At 67.0% G+C, this 18,314-nt stretch carries 20 protein-coding genes; 11 read left to right on the plus strand and 9 right to left on the minus strand.

Going from position 1 to position 18,314, the window contains the following annotated elements; all coding sequences use genetic code 11:
- Positions 1-157 precede the first annotated feature (157 nt).
- Entirely contained in the window at positions 158-787 is a 630-nt protein-coding gene (locus tag NI1_RS04550) for a TetR/AcrR family transcriptional regulator (RefSeq protein ID WP_067814248.1), read from the plus strand.
- Between the two features lie 28 nt (positions 788-815).
- Here NI1_RS04550 and NI1_RS04555 read toward each other — a convergent pair whose 3' ends face one another.
- Positions 816-1,997 (minus strand): acyl-CoA dehydrogenase family protein, encoded by a 1,182-nt coding sequence (locus NI1_RS04555; RefSeq protein WP_067815357.1) that lies wholly within the window; start codon positions 1,995-1,997, stop codon positions 816-818.
- A gap of 165 nt (positions 1,998-2,162) precedes the next feature.
- Between NI1_RS04555 and NI1_RS04560 the strand changes: the two genes are divergently transcribed.
- Both NI1_RS04560 and NI1_RS04565 read left to right on the plus strand, forming a co-directional pair.
- Positions 2,163-3,350, plus strand: a complete 1,188-nt coding sequence (locus tag NI1_RS04560; protein WP_067814249.1) for an epoxide hydrolase family protein — start codon at positions 2,163-2,165, stop codon at positions 3,348-3,350.
- 39 nt (positions 3,351-3,389) lie between these two features.
- The gene (locus tag NI1_RS04565) at positions 3,390-4,304 is read left to right on the plus strand and encodes an SGNH/GDSL hydrolase family protein (RefSeq protein ID WP_067814251.1); all 915 of its coding nucleotides are present in this window, start codon (positions 3,390-3,392) and stop codon (positions 4,302-4,304) included.
- Between the two features lie 131 nt (positions 4,305-4,435).
- Here the strand turns inward: NI1_RS04565 and NI1_RS04570 are convergent, their stop codons facing one another.
- Positions 4,436-4,729: a hypothetical protein gene (locus NI1_RS04570; protein WP_157534938.1), complete on the minus strand. Its 294-nt coding sequence runs from the start codon at positions 4,727-4,729 to the stop codon at positions 4,436-4,438.
- Between the two features lie 198 nt (positions 4,730-4,927).
- Positions 4,928-5,065 (minus strand): helix-turn-helix domain-containing protein, encoded by a 138-nt coding sequence (locus NI1_RS36960; protein WP_281179480.1) that lies wholly within the window; start codon positions 5,063-5,065, stop codon positions 4,928-4,930.
- Positions 5,066-5,210: 145 nt separating this feature from the next.
- Here NI1_RS36960 and NI1_RS36965 point away from each other — a divergent pair, with 145 nt between their 5' ends.
- Positions 5,211-5,735 carry a flavoprotein gene (locus NI1_RS36965; RefSeq protein WP_084522538.1) on the plus strand — a complete coding sequence of 175 codons (525 nt, stop codon included), beginning with the start codon at positions 5,211-5,213 and terminating at the stop codon, positions 5,733-5,735.
- A 64-nt stretch (positions 5,736-5,799) separates the two neighbouring features.
- Here NI1_RS36965 and NI1_RS04575 read toward each other — a convergent pair whose 3' ends face one another.
- Positions 5,800-6,489 (minus strand): TetR/AcrR family transcriptional regulator, encoded by a 690-nt coding sequence (locus NI1_RS04575; protein ID WP_084522539.1) that lies wholly within the window; start codon positions 6,487-6,489, stop codon positions 5,800-5,802.
- 179 nt (positions 6,490-6,668) lie between these two features.
- On the opposite strand from NI1_RS04575, the gene NI1_RS04580 reads away from it, so the two are divergent.
- The 4 genes from NI1_RS04580 (at position 6,669) to NI1_RS04600 (ending at position 10,484) form a co-directional block, all read left to right on the plus strand.
- Entirely contained in the window at positions 6,669-7,805 is a 1,137-nt protein-coding gene (locus NI1_RS04580) for a lipase family protein (RefSeq protein ID WP_067814256.1), read from the plus strand.
- A 316-nt stretch (positions 7,806-8,121) separates the two neighbouring features.
- The gene (locus tag NI1_RS04585) at positions 8,122-8,802 is read left to right on the plus strand and encodes an SDR family oxidoreductase (protein WP_218026675.1); all 681 of its coding nucleotides are present in this window, start codon (positions 8,122-8,124) and stop codon (positions 8,800-8,802) included.
- Positions 8,803-8,922: 120 nt separating this feature from the next.
- Positions 8,923-9,156 (plus strand): preprotein translocase subunit SecG, encoded by a 234-nt coding sequence (gene secG, locus NI1_RS04590; RefSeq protein WP_067814258.1) that lies wholly within the window; start codon positions 8,923-8,925, stop codon positions 9,154-9,156.
- A 641-nt stretch (positions 9,157-9,797) separates the two neighbouring features.
- On the plus strand, positions 9,798-10,484 hold the full coding sequence (locus NI1_RS04600; RefSeq protein WP_067814260.1) for a DUF1361 domain-containing protein: 687 nt from the start codon (positions 9,798-9,800) through the stop codon (positions 10,482-10,484).
- Between the two features lies 1 nt (position 10,485).
- Here NI1_RS04600 and fadD8 read toward each other — a convergent pair whose 3' ends face one another.
- The 3 genes from fadD8 to NI1_RS04615 are packed head-to-tail and all read right to left on the minus strand — an operon-like array spanning position 10,486 to position 14,209.
- The gene (fadD8, locus tag NI1_RS04605) at positions 10,486-12,090 is read right to left on the minus strand and encodes a fatty-acid--CoA ligase FadD8 (protein ID WP_067814262.1); all 1,605 of its coding nucleotides are present in this window, start codon (positions 12,088-12,090) and stop codon (positions 10,486-10,488) included.
- A gap of 30 nt (positions 12,091-12,120) precedes the next feature.
- Positions 12,121-13,314 (minus strand): thiolase C-terminal domain-containing protein, encoded by a 1,194-nt coding sequence (locus tag NI1_RS04610; protein ID WP_067814263.1) that lies wholly within the window; start codon positions 13,312-13,314, stop codon positions 12,121-12,123.
- Between the two features lie 46 nt (positions 13,315-13,360).
- On the minus strand, positions 13,361-14,209 hold the full coding sequence (locus NI1_RS04615) for an SDR family NAD(P)-dependent oxidoreductase (protein WP_067814265.1): 849 nt from the start codon (positions 14,207-14,209) through the stop codon (positions 13,361-13,363).
- 96 nt (positions 14,210-14,305) lie between these two features.
- Here NI1_RS04615 and NI1_RS04620 point away from each other — a divergent pair, with 96 nt between their 5' ends.
- Positions 14,306-15,247: an alpha/beta fold hydrolase gene (locus NI1_RS04620; RefSeq protein WP_067815366.1), complete on the plus strand. Its 942-nt coding sequence runs from the start codon at positions 14,306-14,308 to the stop codon at positions 15,245-15,247.
- Here NI1_RS04620 and NI1_RS04625 read toward each other — a convergent pair whose 3' ends face one another.
- Positions 15,248-15,895 (minus strand): winged helix-turn-helix transcriptional regulator, encoded by a 648-nt coding sequence (locus tag NI1_RS04625; RefSeq protein WP_067814267.1) that lies wholly within the window; start codon positions 15,893-15,895, stop codon positions 15,248-15,250.
- A 65-nt stretch (positions 15,896-15,960) separates the two neighbouring features.
- On the opposite strand from NI1_RS04625, the gene NI1_RS04630 reads away from it, so the two are divergent.
- Entirely contained in the window at positions 15,961-16,407 is a 447-nt protein-coding gene (locus NI1_RS04630; RefSeq protein WP_067814269.1) for a PaaI family thioesterase, read from the plus strand.
- Positions 16,408-16,474: 67 nt separating this feature from the next.
- A complete protein-coding gene (locus NI1_RS04635) occupies positions 16,475-17,815 on the plus strand; it encodes an NAD(P)/FAD-dependent oxidoreductase (protein ID WP_067814271.1) in 1,341 nt (446 codons plus the stop codon).
- Here the strand turns inward: NI1_RS04635 and NI1_RS04640 are convergent, their stop codons facing one another.
- On the minus strand, positions 17,816-18,214 hold the full coding sequence (locus NI1_RS04640; RefSeq protein ID WP_245663065.1) for a nitroreductase/quinone reductase family protein: 399 nt from the start codon (positions 18,212-18,214) through the stop codon (positions 17,816-17,818).
- Positions 18,215-18,314: the final 100 nt, after the last annotated feature.

Genomic DNA, 18,314 nt, shown 5'->3' on the forward strand with positions numbered 1-18,314 from the left:
CCGCGCGCGGTGCGGCCGAGCGGTCACTCCCCGAAGATAGAGAGTGTTTGTTTTCTAAGTTGTGGAGCCGACCCTAGAATGCGGCTATGGAATGTGTCAACGGTCACGTAGGACCGTCTGTAGGTTGCGCCCGCCGGGCACGGCAGGATGTTCGGTCGTGAGCGAACAACCCCGCCCGCGCCGCACCCAACAGGAGCGCCGGGCCGCGACCGTGGCCAAACTGGTCGATGCGACGACCGCCGCAATCGGCGAGGTCGGCTATCAACGCACCACCGTGCAGGAGATCTGCGGACGGGCCGGGCTGTCGGCCGGGGCCATGTTCCGGCAGTTCGATACGCGCCTGGACCTGATCGTGCGCACCGCCGAAGAGGTCTTCACCCGGCAGCTGGCGGCCTACCGGGCCGCGATGGAACACCTTGGGGCGCAGGACAATCCCCTCGACACCGCATTGCGTTTCCTGCGGCAGGCACAGCAGTCCAACCTCACCCATGCGCTGCGCGAGATCTATCTGGCGGCACGCTCCGACGCAGAACTGCGCGAACGCATCGCACCGATCGCCGAGACCTACTATCGCGAAATCGGGGTGACGCTCGAGCGCACCGGAGTGCTGGCGAATTTCCCCGCCGAGATTCGCGAATCGTTGTTCTTCATGCTGCTGCACCTGTTCTCCGGTGAGGCGGTGGTGCGGGGGGTCTACCAGCGGCCCGACCTGGACGACTCGGTGCTGAGACTGGTGGAGGACATGCTCGCGGTCTATGCCGCACAGGGGCGACCACCCGAACCCTAGCGTCGCCGCGTCCGGGTTCGCGTGCCGCTCAAATCATCGCGCGCAGAAGCCCTTCCGGCTGGAACCCGAGTCCGCTCAATGACGCGGCGTGATAGACCGTGCCCGGGTTGTGGATGGCGTGGTGCAGTCCGGCGTGCGCGTCTCGCCAGTAGCGCTGCAAGGGGCGGTCCATGCGCAAAGCCGCACCTCCACAGCGGGGATAGATGTCGTCGATCGCGCGGACCGCCTGCCATGCGGCGTTGACCTGATTGCGCCGCCCCGCGGCGCGCCGCTCGAACGACACCTCCTTGCCCGCGTCGACCAGGTCCCGGATGCGTTCCGCATTGGTAATCAAACCTTCACGGGCCGAACGGATTTGCGCGGCGGCATCGGCCATCGCGTACATGGTGTAGGGATCGTCGCGGACCGCGGTTCCTTGCGCGTTGATGCGCTCGCGCTGATAGTTCATCGCCTCGGCGAGCAGCCCTTCACAGATCCCTATGGTGGCGGCGGTGATTCCCAGCGGGAACATGCAGGACCACGGCATTCGGTACAAAGTTTGCGAGAGGCCGGCCTCGCGAACCTGACTGCCGTCGATCAACCGGCTGTACTCCATCACGCGGTACTCCGGGATGAAGGTGTCCTCGATGACCAGATCCTTCGAACCCGTGCCCTTCAATCCCACCACATCCCAGGAATCCTCGATGATCGAGTACTCGCTGCGCGGGACGATCACGTGCAACATGGTCGGCGGGCCTGGAACATTGCCGTCCGCATCGCATTTCATCGCACCCAGGAATGCCCACCGGCAATGGTCGGTGCCCGAGGAAAACCCCCACCGCCCGCTCATCCGATAGCCACCCGCCACCGGAATCGCCCGCCCGTTCGGCATATATGGCGAGGCCACCCACGTACTGTCATCCTCGCCCCAAACCTCTTCCTGCACACGAGGATCCGCCATCGCCAGTTGCCACGGATGCACTCCCACCACCCCGTGCACCCACCCCGCCGGCGGATTGAGCGCCGCCGTGGCCATCACCGCCTCCGCGAACTCCCGCACCCCGACCTCGAGTCCGCCATGCGTCCTCGGCTGCAACATCTTGATCGAGCCCGCCGCCTTCATGATCTCCACGGTCGAATCGGTCAGCCGCCCCAGCCGATCCGCCTCCGGGCCGCCCTTCCTCAGCTCGTCCTGCCCCGCCAAGATCCGATCGAGAACCGATTCCGTCATCTCCAGCTCCAATGCTCGCCAAGAGATTCATCGTGACGCACCACGCCGCCGCCCACGCCCGCTTCGGTCGAGCGAGGGCGGCATGGTGGTCAGGGGGGCGTGTTAGAACCGTCTCAGCCGGTGCGCGAAGGGGCGCAGCCGGTTCCGCGACGACCAGGAGGTCCCATGCCCGCGCTCGACCGCCTCGAGGTGCAAGCATTCGAAACTCACGCAAGCGACGCCGATCTCGACGATCTGCGAATGCGATTGGCGGCGGCGCGGCTGCCGGAGGCCGAGACGGTCCATCGCGGCGCGCCCGGTTCGAGCCGGTGGGAGCAGGGCGTGCCGCTCGCCGACCTCGTCGATGTCGTGAATTACTGGCGTACCGGGTACAACTGGCGATCGTTCGAAGAGCGGCTGAATCGGATCGGGCAATTTCGCACGACCATCGACGGGCTCGGAATTCATTTCCTGCACCGCAGATCCGGGCGTGCGGATGCCACTCCGCTGATCTTGACGCATGGCTGGCCGGGCAGCGTCGCCGAGTTCATCGATATCGTCGACGAGCTGGCGGATCCGAAAGACGTGGCCGCGCCAGCATTCCATGTGGTGGTTCCCTCGCTACCCGGGTTCGGTTACAGCGACAAGCCGGCGACCACCGGGTGGGGAGTCGGAAGGATCGCCGCCGCATGGGTGGAGTTGATGGGAAGGCTCGGCTACGCGAAATTCGCCGCCCACGGCGGTGACTGGGGCGGCGTCATCACCACGGTCCTCGGCGGCAGGTACCCGGAGCAGGTGGTCGGCATCCACACGTTGACTCCGCAGCCGCCGCCGGGAATGACTACCGACGGGCTGTCGGCGGCCGAGCGTGCATGGGCCGAGGAAACCGACGATTTCTGGGGTGGCTCCCGGGCGGCATTCGCCAAGCAGCAGGCCGCCCGGCCGCAAACCATCGGATACTCGCTCGTTGACTCACCGGTGGGGCTGCTCGCCTGGATTCTGGACAAGTTCGCCGAATGGACGGACACCGAAGACAGTCCGTTCGAGACGATTTCTCGAGATCGCGTTCTCGACAACGTCACCCTCTATTGGCTGACGCGGACCGGTGCGTCGTCGGCCCGGATCTATTACGAAAGCCACGGCGGGATCAACTCGTTCGACCCCGAACTCGGGGTGGACGTCCCAGCGGCGCTGACCGTGTATCCCCGCGATATCGAGAAATGCCCGCGTCCATGGGCGCGCGAGCGGTTCCGGCGGATCGTCCGGTGGAACTCGCCCGAAACCGGGGGACATTTCCCGTCGCTGGAAGTACCGGAGTATTTCGTCCAGGACCTGCGCGAGGGGCTTGCGGCGGTGCTGGCCGCCGGCCGGTGAAGAACTCGTCGTTCCGGACCTGTTTCGTAAGCTGGTTCGATGCGGACGCGCGCGTATGTCATTGCCGGGACGCTGATCGTGGTCGTGCTCGTTGCGGCGGTTGCATGGCGGTGTTCGCCCGGGTCGCCTTCGGGCGGGGAATCGGGTTCGGACAGCAGGCTCACCGAAGAGTATGTGGCGCTGGGTGATTCGTTCGCGGCCGGACCTGGTATCTCGCCCACGGTGGCGCATGAACCCTGTTACCGAAGTGGTGTGAACTATCCGCAGCTGGTGGCCACACAGTTGGGTGTCAAGAAGTTTCGTGATGTGACATGCAGTGGGGCGAGGACCGAGAATATCGTGACTACGCCGCAATCGGGGAAGTCACCGGAGAAGACGGTGCCGGTTCAGCTCGACGCCGTCACCCCGGACACCACGCTGGTCACCCTCACCATCGGCGGGAACGATGCCGAATTGATCGGCACCGCGAACCAGTGCGTCAACCGGCAACCCGAGCCCGACGGCGTGTCGTGCCGGGATCGGCTCACCGCCGACGGGGTCGATCGCGGGGCGCAGGCGGTCGACGCGGTCGGGCCGAAACTCGCGGCCGTATTGGACGCCATCCACGCCAAAGCACCACGAGCACGCATCGTGACCACCAGTTACGGGCTCTACACCCGCGACGGAGGCTGTGCGTCGCAGCCGGTCTGGCCCCGCGACGCCACCTACCTACAGGACCTGGTCGATCGCCTGGCCACGCTCACCCGCACCGTCGCCGCCGAACACCATGCCGAATTCGTCGACTTGATCGGGCCGGGCGCGGGGCACGACGGCTGCGAGAAGGTCGACAACTGGGTCAACGGGATCGTCCCCCTGCGGCCCCAGGACGGTGTCGTCCCGTTGCATCCAACGGCCTTGGGGGAAGCCAACTTCGCTCGCCTCATCGTGGCACAGCTCACCGGGGCGTCCGGATAGCGGCCGGCTTCGAAAGGGCTGCGGTGAGAGGCAACTTCACCTGTTGGGTGCTGTGGGAAGAGTAGGAACGAGTAACCAAACCAGTAGCGCCCCAGCCGAAAGGCTGGGGCGGCTTTGTCCTTGATGAAGTGTTAGCCGAACCCGCCAGCCATCCCAATGAGAATCGAGATAACGAAGCCGATGAACATCAAGACGAGGGAGGCATAGATGACACCGCGCATCACTGCCGTCGCGATTTGCTCCACGGGAACGCTGACGATGTAGACCGGCTGGATCGGGCCCTTGATATTGACTGGCTGCCCGTTGACCACCAGGGGGCGGGTACTGACCCGCTCCACCCTTGGCAATCTCGGCTGACCGAGGGGATCGCCGACTGCCGGCGCAGGATAGGCGGGTTGGGCGGCAGGCCCAGAATCATTGATCATGGCGGCTCTCAATCAGCAATCCAGCGGCGAAGGCAGTCTGGGCTGCCGCTCCCCCCGACAGGAGGCGCCGCGCGAGCAATCATTCACACCCGGGGAAGTGCCCACCAGTTACCTGCCAATATCTGGCACAGGATGTCAGAGGAGGGCCACTTCTATCTCCGGTATCGCTGAATGGAATTCAGCGGCGCGAGGATCGAATCAATCCTGATCGTGGCCGGTGAGGTCGCGGACATCGCACTGGAGCGCCCGGGCGAGAGCGTGCAGGGTCTGCCGGGAATCCACTGGACGTTCGCCTGTCTCGTACTTCGCCAGCTTGCTCCGTGACATGCCGGCCAAATCGGCCAGCGTTTGCTAGTCAGGCCGCGCCGCTTACGGATTGCAGCCACCCTGCCGCCCACGTGCCGGGTGCTATCTGCATCGGAAAGCGGTGTGCGAGCCATCTCGAAGCGTCCCTTTCCGGTCGGTACCTCATGCTAGTCACATGAATACGCAGGGAAAGTCGGTGTTGTACGCAATCGTGACGGGTTCGTCCCGGGCGCCGGAGATCTCTGATCTGGTCGACCTTGCGCAGGATGACGGCTGGGAGGTGTGTCTGGTCGCGTCTCCCGCGGCGCGCGGATTCATCGATACCGAACACCTTGAAGCCAAGACAGGTTGGCCGGTGCGTAGCAATTACAAACAGCCCGGTACTCCGGACTTACTGCCGCCGGCCGACGCGATGATCGTAGCGCCACTTACCTGCAACTCGACCACGAAATGGGCGGCAGGCATTTCGGATACTCTTCCGCTCGGCATGCTGATCGAAGCGCTGGGTTACCGGAAACCGATTGTTGCGGTTCCCTATTCGAGCGAAGCTCAGATGAGCTTTCCGCCAATCCAGGAAGCGCTGACCAAACTGGCCACCTATGGCGTAGCGATTGTGCCTAGTCAACAAGGGAATCCGCTGCCCCTGGCGGAAGCATGGAGGGCTCTGCAATCACACCCCTGGTTGGCGGGGCTGGGATAGGCTCCGGGTCTCGTCGTCGCTCAGCTCACCCGGGGGGTCCGCATAGCGGCCGGCTTCGAAGGGATCAGTTGGGGGCCGGCGAATCGGCTTGGGCGAGTAGACCTTCGACGAGGGCGCGCAGGCCCTGAGGGTAGGTGTCGTGGGCGGCGAGGGCGGGCCAGCGTGCGGCGAGGGCGGCCAGGTGGGGTAGCTGGGCGGGGTCGAGGTTGGCGAAGGGGGTGCGGTGGGTGGTGGGGAGGGTGCTGTCGGCGCGGCGGGTGGAGCGGGCGTGGACGAGGATTTCGCCGACCGTGTAGTACCAGATGGTGCGGAAGATGTGGACGGCTTGGTCGGGGGTGCGGCCGGCGTCTTCGGCTGCGGCGATGATGGATTCGACCATCCACAGGGCTGATTCGTCGAGCAGGCCGACGAAGCCGTCGACGGTGAGGACCTCGGCGGCCCAGGGCCAGCCGGCGAGGGTGTCGTGCATGGCGGTGGCCGCGGCGATGATGCGTTCGTGGGGGGTGTCGGGGAGGGTGGGGCGGTCGGCCTGGTCGGCGTAGTGATTGAGCAGCAATACCAGTAGGTCGTCTTTGTCCTGTATGTGGCGGTACAGGGTGGTGGCTCCGATACCGATCTCGGTGGCCAGGCGGCGAATGGTCAGTTTTTCCCAGCCGTCGCGGTCGATCAGCTGCCGGGCGGCCGTCAGGATCTGCGCACGGGAGGTCACGGGCGGGCGGCCGGTGCGGCCGTGCGATGCGGGCGGGCGGGGCATCGTCCCATCATGCCGTCCGGAGGGGCGTGGTCGGGAAAGTGGCGCTCCGGCATTCGTTCTCGACAGGGGAACGTCCCGGGTGCTACTTTCGGAACATGTTCGCAAAGTCGGACCGGGCGGATTTCGGCCGGTCGGCTGCCGATCCTCATCGAGGGTCACCGAGTGAATGGGAGCACTCCATGCGATATTTGGCGTTGGCCGCGCTCATAGCGGTTTCGTCGGCCACCACGGTGGGATCTGTTGCGGCGCAACCACATACCGAGGCGGGTGCGATCGTGTCGTCGCATCCACTGTCGGGCGCCGAGCTGATCGCCGGGGCGGGCGGCGGATATCGGATCGTCTATCGCACCACCGGGCAGAACGGTGATCAGCAGGTCAGCGGCGGGACCGTCTACCTGCCGGCGGGCACGCCCCCGCCGGGCGGCTGGCCGCTGGTGTCGTGGGCGCACGGCACCAGCGGTATGACCGAGGGGTGTGCCCCCAACCTGACCGGCGGAATGGCCGACAAATTCGACGAAACACCGCGGATGGCAAGGTATCTCGCCGATGGATATGCGGTCGCCGCCAGCGACTACATCGGCCTCGGCGCGCCGGGGGACTACGAATATCTGGCCAGCCGGGCGGCCGGGCACGCGGTCCTGGACATCGTGCGCGCCGGTCACACCCTCGATGCCGCGCTCTCGCGGTCGTTCGTGCTGGCGGGGCACTCCATCGGCGGGCAATCGGTGCTCGCCGCGGCCCAGTTGCTACCGGAGTACGCCCCGGAACTCGAACTCCGCGGCACCCTCGCCTACGCGCCGACGAGCAATGTCGAAGACGTGATCACCACCCTGGGCCAGCCCGGGGTGCCCGCGCTGCCCGGCCTCGACGGCCTGCACGCCCGGCTGGTCATGATTCTGGCCGGCCTCGACCATGCCCGCCCCGACCTGCGCGTCACCGACTACCTGAGCGATCGCGGCCGCGATCTGCTCGCGATCGCCCGCACCGGCCAGGACTGTCTGGGCGCACTGGAGGCCGCCGTCGCGGGGCGGCCCGTCGGCGAGCTCTTCTCCGCACCGCTGTCGCCCCTGTCCGCGGCCTTGCGCGACTACCTCACCGTCCCTACCACCGGTCACCAGCGCCCGGTACTGCTGCTGCAAGGGGCATCGGACACGGTGCAGCCGGTGCCCACCACGGTGCTGCTGAATCAGCAACTCCAGCAGGGTGGCGCCGACAGCCAACTGGTCTTGCGCGCCTCAGCCACCCACTTCACGATCCTCGAAGCCGCGGAGCCGGAAGCCCGGGCGTTCCTGGACCGCGTCCTCCCGGCCCGCTGAACCGGATCCGTTGCGGCCGAACCATTCCCGTGCGGTCGGCGGCTTTCCTACGATGAGGTGATGGGCGACACGGGTTGGGATGTGATACGACCGGCGTCTGCGATTCGCTCCATCGACAGCGGTATCGCCGAGTTCAATCGAGCGGTGGTTTCGCTCGACCTGTGCGGGCGGGAGACCGAGCGGATGCGCGAGCGATTGGCCGCGGCCACCTGGGATGCCAGGTTCGGTCTGATGGACGCGTGGCTGGCGCGTTCGGCCCTGGCGGGACCGCCCGCCGATCCGGAGGTGGCGTGGGTGTGGGGGTGGATCGTCGGCGGTGCGGACGGCGGAGTTGGCCGGCGAGGTCGGGTGGCGGCGCACGGATCTGCTCGAACCACTGGCGCGCAAAGTGGGCGGCTGGGCCATCGCCGCCGATTTGACCGATCGAGACTCGATCTTCGAGTCGCTGGCTCGGGCGGGTGCGGTCGATGTGCTCGTGGCCGATGCCGCCCTGCCCGCCATCGGGTTGCTGGACGAATTCCGGCTCGACGAGACCGATCGTGCGCTGGAGGTGAACCTGGGCGCGCCCATCATGATGGCCGAGCTCGTCGCGCTCGACATGATCGCCCGGTGCCGCGGCCACCTGGTCTTCATCTCCTCGCTCTCGGGAATGACCGCCTCTGTCCGGTCCTCTCTGTACAACGCCACCAAGTTCGGACCGCGTGGATTCGCCCTCGGACTGCGCGCGGACCTGCGGCCGCACCATGTCGGCGTATCCATCGTCTTCCCCGGCTACATCAGCGACGCGGGGCATGTTCGCCAATTCCCGTGCGAAGCCCCACCCGGCATCGGCGCCCGCTCGCCACGTGATGTCGCTCGCGCGACCGCCCGAGCCATCGAGCAGAACACCGCCGAAGTCGCGGTCGCCCCGCCGGGTCTGCGCCTGCTCGGCGCCGTCGCTCGCGGCCTCACCGCCGCCATCCAGCGCGGCGTCGGCACCGAACAGGTCACCCGGTAGCTCCCCGACGGTCAACGCCACAAACGCTGACAATCCGGTCGCGCAGTGGCCGGCGAAGCAACGCGGCCGGAGGCGGGGACGATGCGAAGGTCCCGCTGACGACCGCATACACTGTCCGGCATGCGCATGTTTCTGGATATCCTCCTGATCATCACCAGCGTGTTGCTGGTGTTGCTGGTGCTGCTGCACCGCGCCAAGGGTGGGGGTCTGTCCAGTCTTTTCGGTGGCGGCGTGCAGTCGAGCCTGTCCGGGTCCACCGTGGTGGAGAAGAATCTGGACCGCATCACCATTTTCCTCGGCCTGATCTGGCTGATCTCGATCCTCGGGATCGGACTCGAGATCAAGTTCGCCTAACCGCGAACCACAAGTTTCCGCCCGGGCGTCGCAGTCGGACGCCCGGGCGACTTGTGTTGCCATACAGCCGCCCTCGACCCCTACGATGAGCCGGGATCCGCAAGCCACCGGCGCGGCGAAATCGCGGCTGAGCCGCGGCAGTGCGGCGAACGATGGATTCATTCACCGGCACATTGATTTTCGGGTTTCGGTGTGAAGCTGGCGGCTACCCCCGCGCTGAAATCGCTCGCCCCGGCAAACACGCGGCCCTACGCTGCCACCATGTGCATCTACCCGAGCCGGACACATTATGTCTGCCTGCCCTGTCGGGTGTCCTACAAGAACTCGATCGCTCGCGGTCCGGCCCGCTGTCCGCAATGCGACGGTGAATTCATCGATGCGGGACCGGATCTCGCGGTGCCGCGCAAAGGCGATGCGGCGGGGTGGCGGGTGCTGGCGACCGTGCTCGAATCCGGGTTGAACTTCTATGGCGGTTGCTGTGGGAGCGGTCCTGGATATCGGCCGCGTACGGTACGTGAGGTCCGGGAGCGGCTGCTGCTCGCGCGAAGGTCGGGAATTCGGGACGTCGACGCGTTGGCAATGCGGGAGCCGATTCTCTGACCGTGCAGACAGGCTGCTGCGACGGAGGCATTATTGATCGTATGGACTTGGTGAATGCGGTGGCGCCGAGCCTCGCGGGGGTGCTGCATCGCGATCTGGTTTGGATGGTTTGGAATACCGTGCTGGCTTGGATTCCGGTGATTCTGGCTTTGCTGGTTTTTCGGGGTAAGTCGGTGCAGGAGAAGGGGTTACCGTTGTCGCCGGTGTGGTGGGCGGGGGCGGTGTTGTTGTTGCTGTTCTTGCCTAATGCGCCTTATGTGGTGACCGATCTGGTGCATTTGCGGGATGATGTGCGGGCCGTGGGGGATGGGCCGGTGGTGAGTACGGTGCTGCCGGTGTACGGGGCGTTCATTGTGAGCGGGTTTGTTGCGTATTACCTGGTGCTCGCGGAGATCGGGCGATTTCTGGAGCGCAGGGGGCTGGGGGTGTGGCGGATGCCGGTGCATCTGGGGATCCATTTGCTTTGTGCCGTGGGGGTTTTCCTGGGGCGGTGGGTGCGGCTCAATAGTTGGGAGCCGGTGGTGCAGCCGCGGGGCACGTTCGAGCGGATGGTGCTGGCGTTGACTTGGGAGTGGGCGCCGGTGCTGATCGGGGCGGTGTTCCTGGCTACGGCGGTGGGGCACTTCGTGACTCGGGCCGTGGTCGAGGCGGGGGTGGCGAGTGTGCGGCGCGGGGCTCGGCAGATCCGGACCTTGCGGTACGGATCGCCGAGCGCCGGGCAGGCGTGAGCTAGAGGCCCAGGCGTTCCTGGGCGATCAGGCGGACCGCCTTCTTGTCCGGCTTGCCGAGGCCGGTCAGGGGGAGTTCATCGATGACCAGGACGTGCTTGGGGACCTGGACCGAACCCTTGCGCTGCTTGACGGCCGCTTGGATTTCGGCGGTCACGGTCTCGACTGCGGCGGGGTCGTCGGCGGTCGCCTTGTCGAGCACCAGCACCGCGGTGACGGCCTCGCCCCAATGGGCGTCCGGCACGCCGACCACGGCGACGTTCAGCACCTTCGGATGTTCGGAGACAACGTCTTCCACCTCACGCGGGAAGACGTTGAAGCCGCCGGTGACGACCATGTCCTTGGAGCGCCCGACGATGAACAGGAAGCCGTCCTCGTCCTGGCGGGCCAGGTCGCCGGTCCACAGCCAGCCGTTCTTGAACGTATCCGCGGTCACCTCGGGCAGATTCAGGTACCCGGCGGCGAGCAGCGGTCCGGAGACGCAGATTTCACCGACCTCACCGGGCGCGACCTCATTGCCTTCCGGATCGAGCAGCGCCACCCGCAGGATATTGGAGGGCCGCCCGCACGAGGTGAGCCGCTCCTTGTCGTGCTCCTCCTTGCCCAGATAGCTGATGGCCATCGGCGATTCGGACTGTCCGAAGTACTGCGCGAAGATCGGCCCGAAGCGGTCGATGGCCTCCTGCAACCGATTCGGGTCGATGGCGGACGCGCCGTAGTAGACGGTCTCCAGCGAGGACAGGTCACGGGTCTTGGAGTCGGGGTGATCCAGCAGCGCGTAGATCATCGACGGCACCAGCATGGTGGCGCTGATCTTGTGCTCCTCGATCGCCTTCAACACCTCACCGGCGTCGAAGCGCGGCAGCACCACGCACTGGCCGCCGAGCAGCACGGTCGGCACGAAGAACGCCGCACCGGCATGCGAAAGCGGCGTGCAGATCAGGAATTTCGGCCGCTTGGGCCATTCCCACTCCGAGAGCTGGATCTGCGTCATGGTGGACATGGCCAGCGCCGTGCCGATGACACCCTTGGGCTTCCCGGTCGTACCACCGGTGTAGCTGATCGAAATGACATCGTCGGGCCGCAATTCGGCGGCCCGCACCGGCCGCGGCTGGTATTTGTCGGCGGTCGCCAGCAGATCCACGCCCACGTCGGCGAGCGATTCCGGCACCGGCCCCAGCACCAGCACCTTGGTCAGCCCCGGCACCATATCCACCAGTTCGCGCGCCCGCTGCACGAACGCCGGCAGCGGATCGAGTACCAGCGTCGTAATGCCCGCGTCCGACAGCACATACGCGTGATCGTCCAGCCCGCCGATCGGGTGCAGGGCGGTGCGCCGATGCCCCGCCACCTGCCCGGCGGCAATGGTGAACAGCACCTCGGGCCGGTTCAGCGCCAGCACCCCGATCGGGGAGCCGGTGACGATGCCGTGCTCGGCGAAGGCATCGATATAGCGGCTGAGCCCGTCGAGAACGTCACCGCCGGTGAGGATGTGGTCGCCCAGGGTGAGCACCGGCGAGTTCTTGTGCCGCCGCAACCCGGCCAGCAGGCTGTGGCCGTTGTGCACCGGCATCCGCAGCCGGACCTCGGGATCGATTGTGGTCATGGTGTTCTCATTCCGTGCGATCGAAGATGGTCAGAGCGTGCCGGAGCGGTACAGGGTAACGGCCACCGCGCCGCCGAGGCCGAGATTGTGCGCCAGCGCGGTGCGCGCGCCCTGCACCTGGCGTTCGCCCGCGAGTCCGCGCAGCTGCCAGGACAATTCGGTGGCCTGGGCGAGACCGGTCGCGCCCAGCGGATGCCCCTTGGAGATGAGCCCGCCGGACGGGTTGACCACCCAGCGCCCGCCGTAGGTGGTGGCCCCGGACTCGGCCAGCGCCCCGGATTCGCCCTCGCCGCAGAGGCCCAGCGCCTCGTAGGTGATGAGTTCGTTGATCGAGAAGCAGTCGTGCAGCTCGATCACATCCACCTCGTCGATGCCGACGCCCGCGGTCTCGAACACCTTGCGCGCGGCCGCGCGGGTCATGGGCGCGCCCACCACGTCGATCATCGATCCGGTGGAGAAGGAGGTGCCGTCGTCGGTGGCCAGCTCCTGCGCCAGGATCTCGATGGCCTGCGCCTCGAGCCCGTGCGCCTTCACGTACTCCTCGCTGACCACCACGGCCGCGGCCGCGCCATCGGACATGGGGGAGCACTGCGAACGGGTCAGCGGCCCGTGCACCGGCTTGTCACCGAGCACCTGCTCCAGGGTGTACGCATCCTGGAACTGCGCCAACGGATTCCGGGTCGAATGCTGATGGTTCTTGACCGCGACCGCCGCCAGCTGCTCGGGCGTGGTGCCGTACCGCTTCATGTGCTCGATGGCGGCATTGCCGAAGAACTGAGTGGTGATCGGCGCGGCCGAGAACTCGAAGAGTTCGCGATTGACCTTCAGGTGCGCGTCGACGGTGGTGACCTTGGGCTTGGTGGCCGGACCCGCCATCGCCTCCTTGGTCATCTGCTCGAAGCCGACCGCCAGGGCGATATCGGCGATCCCGGCCGCGACCCATTCGCGTGCGAACATCAGCGCGGTGGATCCGGTGGCGCAGTTGTTGTTCACGTTCACGATCGGGATGCCGGTCAGGCCCACGTCGTAGAGCGCGCGCTGCCCGGCCGCGGACGGCTGGAAGACGTAGCCGACGGCGGCGCGCTGCACCTGGTCGTAGGTCACGCCCGCGTCGGCGAGCGCGCCGTTGACGGCTTCGGCGACCATCTGCGGGTAGGTCCACTCGCGCGAACCGATCTTGACGAACGGCGTCATGTTCACACCCACGATGAATGTGCGTCGCATTGCTTTGCTGTACTCCTGTTCTGCGGGAATGTGTTTCGGCGGAGAGTCAGTCGGCGCGCGGGACGCGCCCGTCGAGATCGGTGAAGCCGTACTCCTCGGCCAGGTCGGCGACCTTCCAGGCTTTTCCGGTGCGCGCCTTGCGATTCGAGTCGGCGGCCAGGGCGACCACGGCACGGCCGGGGAAGCGCGGGGATTCGGCGGTGGCCAGATCGAAGGTGCCCTCACCGGGCAGGGTGACCAGGCGGCGGCCCTCGGCATCGGCCGGAACCATTTGCAGCAGTTCGGTATCCACGATGCCGGGCCAGATGGAGACGGCGCTCGCCTCGGTCTCGGCGAGATCGTGCGCGAGGTCGGCGGTGAGCCGGTCCAGCGCGGTCTTACCCACCCCGTAGACGGCGTTGTGCATGTAGCGCACCGCTCCGGGGGAGGACACGTTCACGATCAGCCCACCCGATTCGATCAGCAGCGGAGCGGCGAAAACGCTTGCCACGTAATGTGATCGCACCCCGATGTCGAAGGTCTCGTCCCACGCCTTGGCCGGCACCTCCCAGAACTTGCGGCCCAGCCAGCGGGCCGCGCTCGGCGAGTTGTAGACGTTGTTGACCAGTACATCGAGACGGCCCTGCTCCTCGCGGACCCGCGCGAACAGTTGCTCCACGGCGGCATCGTCCTTGTGGTCGCAGACCACCGCGATCCCGGTCCCGCCCAGTTCGTCGATCTCGGCGGCGGTGGCGTGCACGGTGCCGGGCAGCCGGCCGGGGGCGGTGGTGCGCCCGGTGACGTACACGGTCGCTCCGGCAGCGCCCAGCTCCAGGGCGATGCCCTTGCCGATGCCCCGGCTGGCCCCGGTCACGATCGCCACGCGCCCGGCGAGAATCTTGGGTATTTCGCTCACAACCTCCGGACACTACCGTTAAATGAGAACACGTTCTAGAAATTGGAGTCGGTAGTGGAGTTGACGCATCGTTTCCTGGACGCCAACGGCATCCGGATGCACGTCGCGGAGCAGGGGCAGGGGTATCCGGTCATTTTCTGCCACGGGTTCCCGCACACCTGGTACGTCTGGCATCACCAGATGGCGGAGGTGGCCGCGGCGGGATACCGGGCCATCGCCCCGGACCTGCGCGGGTACGGGCGCACCGAAGCGCCCGCGGAAGTCGAGGCGTACACCAACGAGGCCGTGATCGGCGACCTGCTGGCGCTACTCGACGACATCGGCGCGCCCAAGGCGGTCTTCGTCGGTCTCGATTTCGGCGCGCAACTGGTGTGGGAACTGGCCCTGCGCGCGCCCGAACGCGTCGACGGCGTGGTGGTGCTGAACAATCCGTTCGCGCCGCGCCCGCCGCGCCCGCCGTCGGCGTTCTGGACCAAGGCCGCGCAGCGGCACTTCCTGCACCTGTCGTACTTCCAGGAACCGGGAGTGGCCGATGTGGAGCTGGCCGCCGACACCCGCGGCTTCCTGGCGCGGGTCTACTACTCGCTCTCGGGTGAGTACCACTACCTCGACACCTGGAAGAACCCGCCCGGTCTCGGGTACCTCGATGTGCTGCCGCAGGCCCCGGCGCTGCCCTGGCCGTGGCTGTCGCAGGACGAATTCGACACCCTGGCACAGGATTTCGAACGCACCGGCTTCACCGGCGGGCTCAACTGGTACCGCAACCTGGACCGCAACTGGGAACTGACCGAAGCCTACGCGGACGCCAAGGTGGAGGTGCCGACCTTCTTCCTCTACGGCGAGAACGACCCGGACATGGAGGGATTCAGCGGCCGCGATCCCCTTGCGACCCTGCGGGCGAACGTCGCCGATCTGCGCTCGGTCGTCGAAGTGCCCACCGCCGGGCATCTGGTGCAGCTCGAAAAGCCGGAGATCGTAGGCAAATTCGTGACCACCGCCTTGCGGGAGCTGCACGTGGGCGCCCGCATCGCACCCTGATCAGCCGGCGGCCAGCAGGTATCCGGCGAACCAGCCGGGGAAGGCGCGGCGCAGATCGGCCGGACCGGTCAGCCGGACGGCGTCGGTGCGCAGCAGATGACTCCAGCTGGTCTCGCCCAGCCAATATCGGGTGAGCGCGTCGAGGTCCGCCTCGACGCGCAACGCGATCGGATGGCCGCCGTCCTCATCGCACAAAGTGACCTCGGGGGAGCGGGCGAGCAGGTAGTACGGCTTGGAATCCTGTGCGGGGAAACGCAATTCGACCAGGGTGGGTTCGGCCGGGAGCTGCTCCGGCACCACCCTGCGGCGAATGTCCCAGAGCAGCGAGTCCGAGTCCAGATGCTCGGGCAGCAATCCGCGCTGATCCCATTCGGTCGCCCACATGCCCAGTTCGCGCAGCACCGGCATCAATCCGGTGCCCGCCGCGGTCAGGCGGTAGCCGTCGCCGTCGCGGCTCACCACCCCGGCGCGCTCCAGTTCCTTGAGCCGGATCGAGAGCATCGATTTCGAGATTCGCGGAATCCCGCGGCGAATATCGTTGAACCGCCGCTCGCCCATGAGCAGTTCGCGCACGATGAGCAACGACCAGCGCTCCCCGAGCACCTCCAGCGCACGCGCAATGGCACAGAACTGCCCGTATCCACTCATACTTCGATGCTAGCGGTCCGGATTCACTACCTCGGATGCCGCGAATTCGCTCTAGTGTCGATCCCGTGACCAACGCTCCTACCGAATCCGGCCTCGACATCCTGCGCGCCATCGTCGACGGCCGCCGACCGCAACCGCCCATCTCCGCGACCCTGGATTTCGAACTGGTCGCGGTGGAACCCGGCGCCGCCACCTTCGAAGGGCGGCCCGGCGAATTCCTGTACAACCCGATGGGCACGGTGCACGGCGGTTACCTGAGCACGCTGCTCGATTCCGCGCTCGGATCGGCCGTGATGAGCCGCCTGCCCGCCGGCACCGGATACACCACCGCCCAGCTGAACGTGAACCTGCTGCGGCCGGTCAGCGCCCGCACCGGAAAGCTGCGCGCGGTCGGTCGCGCCATTCACGTCGGGCGGACCATCGCGACCGCCGAAGCACAGCTGCTCGGCGTCGAGGACGGCAAGCTGTACGCCCACGCCACCACCACCTGCGCCGTCTTCCCGATGGGGTGAGCCGGATGATCGCCGCGCGTCCGCGCAATATCGCTGATCGGCTCCGACATGAACTACCGTCGGGTGGGTGACGCCCGCACGGATCGTGATCGTCGGTGGTGGTTTCGCCGGAGTGGAATGCGCTCGCCGGCTCGAACGCAAGCTGCGCCCCGAAGAAGCGGAGATACATCTGGTCGGTCCCAGCGACGGTCAGCTGTATCTGCCGCTGCTGCCGCAGGTGGCCGCGGGCGTGGTGACCTCGCTCGCGGTCGTGGTGTCACTGCGGCGGGTATTGCGCCGGACCGAGGTCGTGCCGGGGCTGGCCGTCGGCGCGGACCCGGCGCGCAATCAGATCGTGGTACGGCAGCCGCCCGGCAGCCATCGCGTGCTCGACTACGACCAGCTCGTCCTCACCCCGGGCTCGATCACCCGCATCATCGACGTCCCCGGCCTGCCCGAGCACGGGTTCGGCATGAAAACCCTTGCGGAAGCGGCATACCTGCGCGATCACGTGCTGCGGCAGCTCGACCTGGCCGCCATCAGCGACGACCCGGACGAGCAGCGTGAACGGCTGACCTTCGTGACCGTCGGGGCCGGCTACGCGGGCACCGAGACCGCCGCCATGCTGGCGCGGCTCACCAAAGCGGCTGCGCGGCAATACTATCCGCGCGTGGATCCGGAGCTGGTGCAGTGGTATCTGGTCACCCACAGCGGCCGGATCATGCCCGAACTGGGGGAGCGGCTGGCCGAACGCGCGAAGCAGATGCTGGCCCGCCGCGATATCGAGCTGATCCCCGGTGCCTCCGCGGCCGAAGTGACCGAACGCTCCGTCACCCTCACCACCGGCCGCGTCATCCCCACCCGCACCGTGCTGTGGACCGCGGGCGTCACCGCCAGTCCACTGGCCGAGCATCTCGGCGCGAACACCGTCAAGGGCCGCATCGCCACCGACGCCGACCTCACCGTCCCCGGCCTGCAAGGGGTCTGGGCGTGCGGTGACGCGGCCGCCGTCCCCGATCTCACCGCCCCGGGCTCGTTCTGCGCCCCCACCGCCCAGCACGCCAGCCGCCAAGGCCGCCACGCCGCCGACAACCTGATCGCCACCCTGCGCGGCCGGCCCCGCGAGCCCTACCGCCACCAGGACCTCGGCATGGTGGTGGACCTCGGCGGCTGGGATGCCCTGGCCCGCCCGCTCGGCATCGGATTACGCGGCGCCCCAGCCCAATTGGTGACCCGCGGCTACCACCTGATGGCCCTGCGCACCTTCAACGCCCGCGCCCGCACCGCCTTCAACTGGCTGCTGCACGGCCTCACCGGCGACGACTTCATCCGCATCGGCCTCATCGACCGCGGCCCGCACACCATCGGCGATTTCGAGGACACCGGCGACTATCTGACCCCCGAACAGGTGCGGGAGATTCTCGGCTGATCAGCGCGGTTCGAGGACCACGATCGGTATGGTCCGATGCTCGGCCTGGCGCTGATAGGAATCGAAGCCCGGGAACAATGCCACGAACTGCGGCCACAACTGCTCTCGCTCAACGGCATTCGCCACCCGCGCCCGGACCTTCCGGACCTCCGAACCCAATTGGATGGTGGTGTCCGGATGCGCCACGAGATTGTGCAGCCAAGCCGGATGCACCGGCTGCCCGCCCTTCGAGGCCGCGATCGCCAAGTTCTCCCCGTCCCGGTGAAACATCACCGGCGAGGTACGACGGATACCCGACTTCGCCCCGACGTGGTCGAGCAGCAGAATACGGGCGTCCGGCCAGCCCGTAACCCGGCCGCCGATTCGGCCTCGCGACCACCGATACAGCGCCACATGCACTTTCGTCGACCGTCGCCCGAGAAAGATTCCCCGCCGCGTGGCTCGATTCGACCCCGAAAGTACGAACCTGCCGAATATCCCCATGCAGTGATTCAACCGG

It is taken from the genome of Nocardia inohanensis NBRC 100128 (genome assembly GCF_001612945.1).
In the GTDB taxonomy this organism is placed as follows: Bacteria; Actinomycetota; Actinomycetes; order Mycobacteriales; family Mycobacteriaceae; genus Nocardia; species Nocardia inohanensis.